Annotated in this window: 9 protein-coding genes; 5 read left to right on the top strand and 4 right to left on the bottom strand. The window is 68.3% G+C overall.

Features of this window, described 5'->3' with window-relative positions:
- Window positions 1–221 precede the first annotated feature (221 nt).
- Entirely contained in the window at window positions 222–1,004 is a 783-nt protein-coding gene (locus VGE03_RS05825; RefSeq protein WP_331045533.1) for a SapC family protein, read from the bottom strand.
- 90 nt (window positions 1,005–1,094) lie between these two features.
- A complete protein-coding gene (locus VGE03_RS05820) occupies window positions 1,095–3,116 on the bottom strand; it encodes a TonB-dependent receptor (RefSeq protein WP_331045532.1) in 2,022 nt (673 codons plus the stop codon).
- A gap of 119 nt (window positions 3,117–3,235) precedes the next feature.
- On the opposite strand from VGE03_RS05820, the gene VGE03_RS05815 reads away from it, so the two are divergent.
- The 5 genes from VGE03_RS05815 (at window position 3,236) to VGE03_RS05795 (ending at window position 8,525) form a co-directional block, all read left to right on the top strand.
- On the top strand, window positions 3,236–3,721 hold the full coding sequence (locus VGE03_RS05815; protein WP_331045531.1) for a Fur family transcriptional regulator: 486 nt from the start codon (window positions 3,236–3,238) through the stop codon (window positions 3,719–3,721).
- Between the two features lie 52 nt (window positions 3,722–3,773).
- Window positions 3,774–4,664: an alpha/beta hydrolase gene (locus VGE03_RS05810; RefSeq protein WP_331045530.1), complete on the top strand. Its 891-nt coding sequence runs from the start codon at window positions 3,774–3,776 to the stop codon at window positions 4,662–4,664.
- 83 nt (window positions 4,665–4,747) lie between these two features.
- The gene (locus tag VGE03_RS05805) at window positions 4,748–6,250 is read left to right on the top strand and encodes a CoA-acylating methylmalonate-semialdehyde dehydrogenase (protein WP_331045529.1); all 1,503 of its coding nucleotides are present in this window, start codon (window positions 4,748–4,750) and stop codon (window positions 6,248–6,250) included.
- A gap of 125 nt (window positions 6,251–6,375) precedes the next feature.
- Window positions 6,376–7,428 carry an OmpA family protein gene (locus VGE03_RS05800; protein WP_331045528.1) on the top strand — a complete coding sequence of 351 codons (1,053 nt, stop codon included), beginning with the start codon at window positions 6,376–6,378 and terminating at the stop codon, window positions 7,426–7,428.
- Window positions 7,429–7,619: 191 nt separating this feature from the next.
- Entirely contained in the window at window positions 7,620–8,525 is a 906-nt protein-coding gene (locus tag VGE03_RS05795; protein WP_331045527.1) for a hypothetical protein, read from the top strand.
- 1 nt (window position 8,526) lies between these two features.
- Here VGE03_RS05795 and VGE03_RS05790 read toward each other — a convergent pair whose 3' ends face one another.
- Together VGE03_RS05790 and secA are read right to left on the bottom strand one after the other, a co-directional pair.
- Window positions 8,527–9,690 carry an aminotransferase class V-fold PLP-dependent enzyme gene (locus VGE03_RS05790; RefSeq protein ID WP_331045526.1) on the bottom strand — a complete coding sequence of 388 codons (1,164 nt, stop codon included), beginning with the start codon at window positions 9,688–9,690 and terminating at the stop codon, window positions 8,527–8,529.
- A 119-nt stretch (window positions 9,691–9,809) separates the two neighbouring features.
- The gene (gene secA, locus VGE03_RS05785) at window positions 9,810–12,668 is read right to left on the bottom strand and encodes a preprotein translocase subunit SecA (RefSeq protein WP_331045525.1); all 2,859 of its coding nucleotides are present in this window, start codon (window positions 12,666–12,668) and stop codon (window positions 9,810–9,812) included.
- Window positions 12,669–12,764: the final 96 nt, after the last annotated feature.

Here is a 12,764-nt window from a genome sequence, read left to right as displayed (position 1 = left end):
CGGCTACCTTGGGCCTACGATGGATCGCGTCAGCCAGAAATCTACCCGCACGTCTATGCTGACCAAAATCAGTTTGGAAGGTGAGCGTGAACTTCCGCTTCCCACCCTCACCGGACAGTCGGATCATCCGCTGACGATTTCCCGATCTCTGCGGATGACGGGGACACAAAATCGCCCCGCCGGGGACCGGCGGGGCGCAATCTCGTCGACCGGAGGGTCGATCAGGCGTTGGCGGCGGGGGCCTGGCGCGTGAAGGCGATGGCGATCAGGCGGTCCCAGCCCAGCAGCGAGGTCAGGTGGGCGTAGATCTGGCCCAGGGCGCCGTTGTCGCGCAGCTCGGCCAGCTTGTCGGCCGGCAGGGCCTTCAGCTTGTCTTCCGAGACGGCGAAATACTCGGCCAGCTTCTGCGGGGCGGCGGCGGTGCCGTCCGGGTTGCGCGGGGTGAAGACGGCTTCCTTGCTCTCGAACAGGTCGAGTTCGGTCAGCAGCTTCACGAACGCCTCGGTGCGCAGGCGCTCCTGTTCGAAATTGTTGCAGAACTCCATGGCCTGCTGGGTGTACTGCGACGGCTGGCCGTCGACGAACAGCGGGGTCTGGCCGCCTTCGGTGAGGAACGGCGCGGCGCGGTCGACGCACAGGATCAGGCGCTTCTCGACGTCGTCGTTGGCGAAGACGAACGGATAGCGGCGGACGTAGGCCGGGATGTAGGCTTCGGGACGGAAGTCGCCCGCTTCGCTGACGAACAGGTTCTCACCCTGGCGCAGGCCCATCACGGCGACCGGCTGCTTGGCGTCGCCGGCGAAGATCACCGGGTAGGACAGGGCGGCCGGAGCAAACTCGGTGACCGTCAGCGGCACCAGGTTGGTGACGCCGGCGAAGGCGTACGGCTTCTCGGTCGGGTTCACGCCCAGGGCGCCGTGGGCTTCAGCCGACAGCGGCTCCGGCTGGGTGTAGAACAGGACGTTTCCGGTCAGGCCGGCGGTCTGGGCGGTGGTGTCGGTCATGGACGCGGTCAGGCTCTGTAAAAAAGAGGAAGGCGGGCCTTCTAGCCCACAGTTCACGGACCGGCAAACCGGCTCGCCTTCCTGGTTCTTCTAGAAGCGGTAGCTGACGCCCACCCGCAGGTTGCGACCCGGCAGTGGTGCGACATCCTTCAGGAAGCTGACGTGCTCGCGGGCCTCCTCGTCCGTCAGGTTGCGGCCCTCGGCGAAGACCGAGACGTTGCGGTCGCTGAACGGGCGCCAGACGCCGGACAGGTTCACCAGGGTGTAGCTGTCGGTGCCGAGTTCGAACTCTGCCAGGCGATCCTGCTCGCCGACGTGACGCACCTCGAAGGTCGCGTCGAACGGGGTGGAGGTCCAGACCAGGCGGCCGGTCAGGCTGTACGGCGGGATCCGCGCTGCGGGTCCCAGATCGGTGTCGGCGTGGACGTAGTCGGCGGCGCCTTCCACCGCCAGCGCCCGGTCACCCGAGCTCCACATTTCGTAAGCCGCTTCGGCTTCGAAACCGCGGAACTCGGCGTCGGTCTGGGTGAACTGGAAGATCGGGAATTCCTCGCCGTCGTCGACGAAGGTGGCCCCGGTCGGACGCTCGTCGATGAAGCCGTCGTACCTGGACGCATAGACGTGCAGGTCGCCGCGGAATCGGCCCGCGTCGTAGTGCACGGTGCCTTCAAGCGTCGTCACCTTCTCGTTGTCCAGGGTCACATCGCCGGTCTCATAGACGGCGGTGGCGACGTGCAGGCCGTCGGCGAACAGCTCGACCTCGGACGGGGCGCGCTCGTTGTGGGCCAGGCTCAGGCCGAGGAACAGGTTGTGCGTCGGCCGGACAAAGGCCGCAGCCGAACCCGACCAGTTGTCGAAGCTGCGATCAACCCGGGCGCCGCCGTCGAGGGGATCGGCCGCCAGCGTGCGGCGGTCATAGCGCAGGCCGCCTTCCAGCCCCCAGCCGTCACGGTCGAGGCGCTGGACGGTGTAGATGCCGGCCTCCTCGATCTTGCTCGAGGGGACGAAGGCCTCATCGCCGATGGCTTCGAAGGTCCGCGACAGGGCCTGGACGCCGACGGCGCCGTTCCAGCCGTTCCGCTCGCGCTGGACCAGGTCGATACGGCCTTCCTGACCGTCGGAGTTGAAAATGGTGCCCGGCTCGCCCGGACCCTCGAACTCGGTGTGGGTGTACTCGGCATGGCCGGCCGAACCGCGGATTGCCTGGAACGGACCGCTGTCGAAGCGCAGTTCGCCGCGCACATCTTCGCGGGTCTGCTTCAGCTCGATGAAGACGTCCGGCTCGGCCACGGTGCCGTAGGTCGAGGACAGGTCCTTGTAGGACGCGCCGATGTAGCCGCGCGAGCCGATCCAGGACGCGCCCAGCCCCCAGCTTTCCAGCTGGGAGAAGCTGTTCGGTTGCGTGCCGCCGTCGCCGCGCGAAATGCCTTCCGCATCGGCCAGTCGCTGCGAGATGGCCGGCGTCGGGATGTCGTAGTCCGAGGCGTCCTTCTTCACGCCTTCGACGTTCACGGCGACCGGGCCGAGGGCGAAGGTCGCGCGGCCCGAGGCGGCCCAGCCGTCGTCGACGCTGGAGGCCTGGGTCGAGACCAGCCCGTCCACGCCGTCCGGCAGTTGGTCGGGGATACGGTCGTCCAGAACATTGACCACGCCGCCGATGGCGGTGCCGCCGTAGGCCAGGGTCGCCGGGCCGCGCACGATCTCGATACGGTTGGCTTCCGCAGGGTCGGTGGCGACCTGGTGATCCGGCGAGACGGAGCTGGCGTCGATCAGGCCGATGCCATTGGTCAGGACCTGCACGCGCGGGCCCGAAAGTCCGCGGATCACCGGACGGCTGGCGCCCGGGGCGAAATCGGTCGAGCGCACGCCCGGCAGGCCGTTGACCAGATCGCCGAGCGACGCCGCGGGAGCCTGGGCCAAGGCTTGCTCATCCAGCACGGTGGTGGCGATGGTCGTGGCTCGCTGGTTGATGCCGAAGGGGACGCCGGTGACGACCACCTCGTCCAGCTCGGTCGCCTGCTGCGGCGTCTGGCCGGTGCTGGACTGGGCGAGGGCCCCGCCGGCGACAAGGGCGAAACCGCTGGCGGCGGTCAGGAGGAGGGAGAGACGCATAGGACGATACCCGACAGTGAACCCTGTCGGGTTGGATATGTTATACTGTTACACTTTGCAATAGCCGCGCCGGCCGGTTCCGGTTGCGGCGGGGAAGGGGAAGCATTAGCTCTCTGCACATGGGCGACAGCTGTCATCACCACCACCACGACGGTCCGCCGTCGGCCGCGACCGTGGCCTTGGCGCTCGCCGCCGCCGACGCTCGTGTGACGGGCGAGGGCGAGCGGATGACCGCCGCGCGGTCCCGCGTGCTCGAACTCCTGCTGGCCGCCGGTGAGCCGGTGAAGGCCTATGACCTGATCGCCCGCTTCGGCGAGGACGGCCAGCCCGCCAAGCCGCCGACCGTCTATCGCGCGCTGGAGTTCCTCGAGCGCAAGGGACTGGCCCACCGGATCGCCTCGATCAGCGCCTATGTCGCCTGTTCGTCCGGCAAGGCCGACCACGCCGCCGCCTTCCTGATCTGCGACTGCTGCGGCGCGACCGAAGAGGTCTCCGCGACCGTGGCGGACGGGCTGGACAAGGCCGCCGCGGCGGCAGGGTATGCGATCGAGCGCACCACGATCGAGGCCCACGGCCGTTGCCCGGCCTGCCGCGTCGCGGCCTGACCGCGAGTCGGTTTCTCTGGAAAACGCGCGGAGGGGGCTCTATCTCTCTCGCATGGACGCGATCCGGCTCTCCCCGCCCCGTCGCCTGAGCCTGCCCATCGACAACCGATGGGGAGCCGGCGAATTGTCCGTGCTGGATTTCGGTGATCCGAAGCGGCCGGTCGATCTGATCTTCGTCCACGCCAACGGCTTCAACGCCATGACCTACCGGACGCTGCTGGCTCCGCTGTCGGGCACCTTGCGCATCTGGGCGCCCGACTTGCGCGGGCACGGCCACACCACCCTGCCGACCCGGCGCGACGGCCGCCGCGGCTGGAGCGACCATCGCGATGATCTCGCCGCCCTGCTGGATGAACTGGACGGTCCTCCTGTCGTTCTGGCCGGTCACTCGATGGGCGGCACCTCGGCCTTGCTGGCCGCCGCCGAGCGCCCCGACGCGGTGTCCCGGCTGGTCCTGATGGATCCCGTGATCTGGGGGCGGCTGAGCGTGGCCCTGTTCCAGCTGCCGGGGTTCGACCGCCTGCCGGGTCATATCCCTCTGGTGAAGGGCGCGTTGAAGCGACGCGCCGTGTTCGAAAGCCGGGAGCAGGCGCTGACCGCCTATTCCGGGCGCGGCGCCTTCCGGGGCTGGCCGGAGATGATGATCGCCGACTATCTCGCCGATGGCCTGGTCGAGGGGCCCGACGGTTTCGCCCTGGCCTGCGCCCCGGAGTGGGAGGCCTCCAACTACGCCGCCCAGTCGCACGACCCGTGGCGGGCCCTGAAACGGGTCGGTCGTCCCGTTCGCATCCTCAAGGCGGAGGCCGGCTCCACCTGCTTCCCCTCGCCGGGCCTGCGGGGACTGCCGGACGTCTCGGTCGAGACCGTCCATGGCGGCACGCATTTCTTCCCCATGCTGAAGGCCGACGTCGCCCGCGACGCCCTGTTCGACGCGGCGGTCTGACGGTCGCGCTGGCGCCCCGCGACGCCAGCGGCTAAACCGCCGCCCACAAGAACAAGAGTTCGGTTCAGGGAAACGCCTCCACCATGCGTGACATCCATCACTTCATCGACGGCGCGTCGTTCACGGGCGCCTCGGGCCGCTTCAGCGACGTGTTCAACCCGAACACCGGTGACGTCCAGGCCCGGGTCCAGCTGGCCACGACCGGCGAGGTTGATCGCGCCGTCCAGGCCGCCCAGGCCGCCTTCGACGGCTGGTCCTCGACCAACCCGCAGCGCCGCGCCCGCGTGATGTTCGAGTTCAAGCGTCTGGTCGAGGCGAACATGAACGAACTGGCCGAGATGCTGTCCAGCGAGCACGGCAAGGTCATCGCGGACTCCAAGGGCGACATCCAGCGCGGTCTGGAAGTCATCGAGTTCGCCTGCGGCATCCCGCATGCGCTGAAGGGTGAATACACCTGGGGCGCCGGCCCCGGCATCGACGTCTATTCGATGCGCCAGCCGCTGGGCGTCGTCTCGGGCATCACCCCGTTCAACTTCCCGGCCATGATCCCGATGTGGATGTTCGGCGTGGCCATCGCCGTCGGCAACACCTTCGTGCTGAAGCCGTCCGAGCGTGATCCGTCGGTGCCGGTGCGTCTGGCCGAGCTGATGATGGAAGCGGGCGCGCCCGCCGGCGTGCTGAACGTCGTGCACGGCGACAAGACCGCCGTCGACGCCATCCTGACCCATCCGCAGGTCCACGCCGTCAGCTTCGTCGGCTCGTCCGACATTGCCCACTACGTCTACCAGTTGGGCGCCCAGCACGGGAAACGCGTCCAGGCCATGGGCGGCGCCAAGAACCACGGCATCGTCCTGCCTGACGCCGACATGGATCAGGTCATCAAGGACCTGTCCGGCGCGGCCTTCGGTTCGGCGGGCGAGCGCTGCATGGCCCTGCCGGTCGTGGTGCCGGTCGGTCAGAAGACCGCCGATGAACTGCGCGAGCGCATGGTCGCCGAGATCGACACCCTGCGTGTCGGCGTCTCGACCGACGCCGGCGCCCACTACGGCCCGGTCGTCACCGCCGCCCACAAGGCGCGCGTCGAAGGCTGGATCGACCAGGGCGTCAAGGACGGCGCCGAGCTGGTCGTCGACGGCCGCGGCTTCAAGCTGCAGGGACACGAGAACGGCTACTTCGTCGGCCCGTCGCTGTTCGACCACGTCACGCCGGACATGGAATCCTACAAGGAAGAGATCTTCGGCCCGGTGCTGCAGATCATGCGCGCCGCCAGCTTCGAGGAGGCCCTGAGCCTGCCGTCGAAGCACCAGTACGGCAACGGCGTCGCCATCTTCACCCAGAACGGCCGGGCGGCCCGCGACTTCGCCGCCCGCGTCAACGTCGGCATGGTCGGCATCAATGTGCCGATCCCGGTGCCGGTCGCCTATCACACCTTCGGCGGCTGGAAGCGCTCGGCCTTCGGCGACACCAACCAGCACGGCATGGAAGGCGTGAAGTTCTGGACCAAGGTCAAGACCGTCACCGCCCGCTGGCCGGACAGCGCGCTGGAGCACGCGGACAGCTCGTTCGTCATCCCGACCATGGGGTGACCTGAGGCATCGGCGCCACAGTCGGCCTGCTGGACGCACGTCCACCGGCCGGCTGTGCAACCGAAAGCCAGCTTCGCCTTTAACCCCCGGCTCGGGGGCTTCTCCCGGCGACTCAGGGAGAGACCATGAAAAAGCAACTGATGGCCGGAGCCGCGCTCCTCGCCTTGTTCGGCGCCGCCACCCCGGCGCTGGCTGACCCGGATGGCGTCTATGTCGCCGGCGATATCGGCTACCACTGGCCGCAAAGCAACGAGTGGGAAGCGTGCACGGGCGTCGTCTGCGCTCCCGTCGATGTGCAGGCCGGTGAGGACTGGGCCGCCTTCGGCCGTCTGGGTTACCGCCTGAACGCCAACTGGCGCATCGAGGCCGAGGCCGGCTATCGCGAGAGCAACGAGCTCGAACTGGACGGCATCACCGTTTCGGACGTCGACGCCGGCGCCAGCACCCTGATGGCCAACGTCCTGTACGACTTCGGTGATCGCGACTCCGCCTTCCGTCCGTTCGTCGGCGCGGGCGTCGGCGGCGCCAAGGTCGAGTTCGAGGACGTCAACGACACCACCTGGGGCTGGCAACTGCTGGCCGGCGCCGCCTGGCGTCTGAGCGAGCGCGCCAGCATCGACCTGACCTACCGCTATCTGAACGTTTCGGACCTCGAAATGACGGACGGCGCCGACAGCCTGTCGGGCGACTTCGAGGATCACTCGGTGAGCCTGGGCCTGCGCTATTCGTTCGGCGCCGTGGCCGCCCCGCCGCCGCCGCCGGTCGTGGCCCCGCCGCCCCCGCCGCCCCCGGCTCCGCCCGCCCCGCCGCCGCCGGCTCCGCCGCGTCCGACCGTCCCGGCCGATCGTGAGTTCGTGGTCTACTTCGACTGGGATCGCTCGGACCTGACGGCCGAAGCCCAGTCGGTGGTCTCGCAAGCCGCCGCCTACGCCCGCTCGGGTCGTCCGACCCGCATCCTGATCGTCGGCCACGCCGACACCTCGGGTTCGGCGGCGTACAACATCGGCCTGTCGAACCGTCGTTCGCGCACCGTGGCTGACGCCCTGGTCGCTCAAGGCGTCAGCGGCAGCGTGATCTCGGTGGACGGCAAGGGTGAAACCGAGCTGGCCCGCCCGACCGCCGACGGCGTGCGTGAGCCGCTGAACCGTCGCGCCACCGTCGGCATCAGCTTCCGCTAAGCCCGGACGCTGATCCGCCGACCTTCGATTTGCCCGGTCGAAGGTCGGCGGGCCCGGCACAATAAACCGCCGGTCCTCTCGCGAGGGCCGGCGGTTTGTCTGTGCGGAATCGCCTTTCCGGCGTTCGCGGCAGCGCTTTTCGGTGTTAGGCGTTAACCTCTTCGCACTGTGAAGCTGGAGCGCTCCCCCGCATGCGTCGCTTTTTCGTCTGGTCCGCCCTTGCCGCCGTGATCGGCCTCGCTCTCGCGGGCGGCGGCTACTGGGCCTACTGGAATTTCTACGCCCGTTTCCAGCCGGTGACGGTCACCCGCAACCAGGTCGAGATCCAGCGCCTGCTGGACGAAAGCTCGTGGATTTCCGCGGGCGGCGGCGGCCAGGCCCTCTACATCATCGGCTACCGCGACAGCGCCGCCATGCAGCGCTTCGAGCGCGAGGAGGCGCCCAAGCTGCGCGCGGCGGGCGTTGAGGTGCGCATCCTCGTCTTCGCCCGCCCCGACCGCGAGGGCATGCAGCAGTCGACGGCGGCCGAACGCGCCACCGTGGCCGAGCTGTGGCTGACCCGCGACTGGGTGCTGTACCAGCGCTGGACGGCGACGCCGGTGAACAACTGGACCGCCGCGGGCATCCCCGCCGCCGACGGCAATCTGGCGAGAGCGGCGGTGGTCGACGCGGGCCGCGACTTCGTCGGCCAGCTGAGCCGGAACCTCAGCGAGGCGGGGCTTCAGACCCGCTACCCGCTGATCATCTGGCGTGACCGCGAAGGCTTCATGAAGGCCTGCGCCTGTTCGGATTCGCGCTCGTGGGCCTTCATCCGGGATGATCTGGACGCCCCGGACCGTGTGGCGCCCGACGTGCCGGCGGTCGATGCCAACGGCCAGGCGCCGATGGCCTATCCCGAAGGTGGTCCGACGCCGCAGAGCCTGCCCTATCCGGCCCTGCCGGAGGTGGTGCCGGTGCCCGGCCAGACGCCGGCGCCGGTCCAGCCGGGTCAGCCCGGGCAGGCGACGCCCGCCCCGACGCCGGCGCCCGGAACCCGGACCCCGCCGGCCCGCAAGGCGCCCGAGGCCCGTCAGCAGGACGACACGACCTTCTTCTAGGTCACAGCACCCGCGCGCAGGTCGCGATTAGCCGCTCCAGGTCGGCCGTGTCCTGATAGAGTCCGAAGCCGAAGCGGATCACATCGTCCCGCACGTCGGTGACGACCCCGGCGTCCAGCAGCCGTTTGCGCCAGTCCTGGGCGTCCGCGTGGCGGTAGGCCAGGAAGCGGGCGCGGACGCCGTCTCCGTCGATCGGGTTCAGAAGTTCGGCCCGGTCGAGCCGTCCGGCCCGGCCGTCCCGCGCGGCGCCCTGGAAGGCCTGCATCAGGCCGCGCGCATGGGCGGCGACGTCGGCGGTGGTCAGTCCCGCCTCGTCCAGCATCCGGCGCACGCCGTTGAACCGGTAGAAGGGGGTGGCCTCCAGGGTCGCGCCCCAGAAGCGTCCGGCGTCCTCGCGATACTTCACCCCGTCGGGCGGCCCGGTCAGGTTGCCGAACTCGGCGAACCAGCCGGTGATCACGGGGCGCGGACAGAAGCCGTCCGGCGCGTGCAGGAAGCCCGCGCCCTCGCCGGACATGGCGTATTTGTACCCGCCCGCGACGTAGAAGATGCGGTCCGCCACCGCCGACAGGTCGGTCGGCATGGCCATGAAGCCGTGGTAGCCGTCGATCACCACCCATGGGCCTTCCGGCCGGGCCAGTTCCGCCAGTTCGGTTATGCCGCCGAAAACCTGTCCTGTGCGGAAGAAGACCTGGCTGATCAGGATCAGATCAAACGCGCCCGCGCGGGCGGCATCGAGGAAGCGGGTCTCGAAGGTGTCGAACGGATGCAGCGGGATGCGGGTGATGACCGCCTCGCCCGCTTCCTCCCAGCGCTCGCCCTGACGACGGAACGAGTGGAACTCGCCGTCGGTGGACAGGATGCGGACCGGTTTCGCCTCCACGCCCGAAACGATGCGCAGCAGGAACTCATGGGTGTTGGTGGCGAAGACGACGCTATCGGGCGAGGGGAGGTTCAGTTCCCTTGCCACATGCGCCTGCGCCTCCGGGATCACCTCGCCGAAGATCAGGTCCCATTTGCGGTCGGCGAAGCGGTTGGCTTCCACCCAGGCCCGCATCTGTCCATCGAAACTGGCGTCGGGCCACAGGTGATGGCTGTGGGCGGCGAAATGCAGACGCTCGGGGTCCAGCGACAGGGCGCGCGAGAACAGGGACTTGTAGCTCATGCGCGGACCTTAGCCGGTTCGTCCCCCGCCCCAAAAGAAAAGAGGCGGGCCGTCACGGACCCGCCTCCCAAACCCTACACACCCCGTCTGCGCTCAGGCAGCGAGGCGCGTCAGCGCCCTCAGACCAGGCTGCCGTGGCAGTGCTTGAACTTGCGACCCGAGCCGCAGGGGCAGTCGGCGTTGCGCGAGGTGCGTTCCCAGCCGACCGGCAGGACGTCGACCGGCAGGCGGGCGCGATCCTCGCCCTCCAGCGCGCCTTCCGGCAGCTGGGCCAGCGGGTTGGCCATCTCGTTCTCGCCGGTGCCGGGGTTCAGGTGGATTTCCTGGAACTCGGGCATCTCCATCGGCGGCGGCGCGTCCTGGATGCGGAACTCGACCGTCATCAGCCAGCGGGTCACGTCGTGACGCAGGTTGTGCAGCAGCGATTCAAACAGGTTGAAGGCTTCGGTCTTGTACTCGTTCAGCGGATCGCGCTGGCCGTAGCCGCGCAGGCCGATGACGCCGCGCAGGTGGTCCAGCTGGACCAGGTGCTCGCGCCACTGCATGTCGATCATCTGCAGCAGGAACTGGCGCTCGATTCCCCGGATCTGCTCGGCGCCGACCATCTCGACGCGCTCGGCGGCGCGGGCGTTGGCGGCCTCGACGATCCGCTCCTCGATCTCCTCGTTGGACACGCCTTCCTCGGCGGCCCAGTCGGCGAGCGGCAGCTCCAGACCCAGGGTCGAACGGACCTTCTCGTCCAGACCGGCGATGTCCCACTGCTCGGCATAGGCCTTGGGCGGCATATGACGCTCGACCAGGTCGCTGATCACATCGGCGCGGAATTCATCGACCAGTTCCGACAGGTCAGTGGAGTCCATGAACTCCTGACGCTGTTCGAACACCGCCTTGCGCTGGTCGTTCACGACGTCGTCGTACTTCAGCAGGTTCTTGCGGATGTCGTAGTTGCGGGTCTCGACGCGCTTCTGGGCCTGTTCGACGGCCTTGTTCAGCCACGGGTGGCTGATGGCCTCGCCCTCGGCGACGCCGAACGACTTCATGATCGCGTCCAGACGATCGCCGGCGAAGATGCGCAGCAGGTCGTCCTCGCAGGACAGGAAGAATTTCGACGCGCCCGGGTCGCCCTGACGGCCGGTCCGGCCGCGCAGCTGGTTGTCGATCCGGCGGCTTTCGTGGCGCTCGGTGCCCAGCACGTACAGGCCGCCGGCGGCCAGCGAGACCTGCTTCTGCTCCGAGATGTCGACCTTGAAGGCCTCTTCCTGGGCGATTTCAGCCTCCGGCGTGACCTCGACGCCGAGATTGCGCTGGTCCTGACGCCACTTCTGCATCCGCATCTCGAGGTTGCCCCCGAGCTGGATGTCGGTGCCGCGGCCGGCCATGTTGGTGGCGATCGTCACCGCGCCGGGCAGGCCCGCGTCGGCGACGATATAGGCTTCCTGCTCGTGCTGGCGCGCGTTCAGGACGCTGTGCGGGATGCCGCGCAGCTTGACCTCGTAGGTGATGTCATAGGCCGCATCGCCGACCTTCTCGGCTTCCTTGGCCTTGCCCTCGAACTCCTTCTTCAGGGTCCGGCCGGTCTCGACCTTGTGCACATAGGTCTTCAGCAGGTCGGACAGGACTTCCGACTTCTCGATCGAGACGGTGCCGACGAGGACCGGCTGGCCGGCCAGGTGGCGCTCGGCGATCTGGGCGGCGATGGCGAGGTTCTTCTCGCGCTCGGTGCGGTAGATCTCGTCGTCGAAGTCGACGCGCTGGATCGGGCGGTGGGTCGGCACTTCAAGGACGTCCATCTTGTAGATGTCCATGAACTCCTGGGCCTCGGTCGCGGCCGTGCCGGTCATGCCCGAGAGCTTCTCGTAGAGGCGGAAATAGTTCTGGATGGTCACCGAGGCCAGGGTCTGGTTCTCGGGCTGGATCTTGACGCCTTCCTTGGCCTCGATGGCCTGGTGCAGACCTTCCGACAGGCGGCGGCCCTGCATCATCCGGCCGGTGAACTCATCGATGAGCATCACCTCGCCGGCCTTGATGATGTAGTCCTTGTCCTTCTGGTACAGGGTGTTCGCGCGCAGCGCCTGGTTGATGTGGTGCACCAGGGTGATGTTGGCCGCGTCGTACAGGCCGGTGGTGTCCTCGGCGAACAGGCCGCGCTCTTCCATCAGCTGCTCGATCAGTTCCGAGCCTTCCTCGGTCAGCAGGGCCTGGCGCTGCTTCTCGTCGAGGTCGTAGGTCGTCTTGTCCTGGATCAGGTCCTTGATGATCGCGTCGACCGTCACATACAGGTCCGAGCGGTCCTCGGTCGGGCCCGAGATGATCAGCGGGGTCCGGGCTTCGTCGATCAGGATCGAGTCCACCTCGTCGACGATGGCGAAGTGGTGCGGACGCTGCACCATCTCGCGGCGGTCATAGACCAGGTTGTCGCGGAGGTAGTCGAAACCGAACTCGTTGTTGGTGCCGTAGGTGATGTCGGCCGCATAGGCCGCCTGGCGCTGGCCCTGCGACAGGCCGTTGACGATCACGCCGACCTCGAGGCCCAGGAAGCGATAGACGCGACCCATCCACTCGGCGTCGCGGCGGGCCAGGTAGTCGTTCACGGTGATGACGTGCACGCCCTTGCCGGTCAGGGCGTTCAGATAGGCGGGCGCGATGGCGACCAGGGTCTTGCCCTCGCCGGTCCGCATCTCGGCGATGCCGCCGTCGTTCAGGATCATGCCGCCGGTCAGCTGCACGTCGTACTGGCGCTGGCCCAGCACGCGGCGGGAGGCTTCACGGGCAACGGCGAAGGCGTCGTTCATGATCTTGTCCGTGGTCTCGCCGGCGGCGAGGCGATCACGGAACGTGTCCGTCATCATCCGCAGCTCGTCGTCGGAGAAGGCGGCGTACTTCTCCTCGAGCGCGTTGATCTTCTGGACGCGGCTCATGAACTCCTTGACCTTGCGGTCATTGGACGAGCCGAAAATCTTCTTGGCGAAGCCGAGCATGGAGGATCCGAAGGCGGGCGAGCCGACAGGCTCTGGTACGAGGTCCCGGAAGGGCGGCGGATGCACGCCGTGGAGGGGTTCCGGCGACGGCGACCC

The sequence above is a fragment of the Brevundimonas sp. genome (assembly GCF_036400995.1).
In the GTDB taxonomy this organism is placed as follows: Bacteria; Pseudomonadota; Alphaproteobacteria; order Caulobacterales; family Caulobacteraceae; genus Brevundimonas.
The sequence above is the reverse complement of the archived record's forward strand: the minus strand, read 5'-3'. Positions and strand labels throughout refer to the sequence as shown.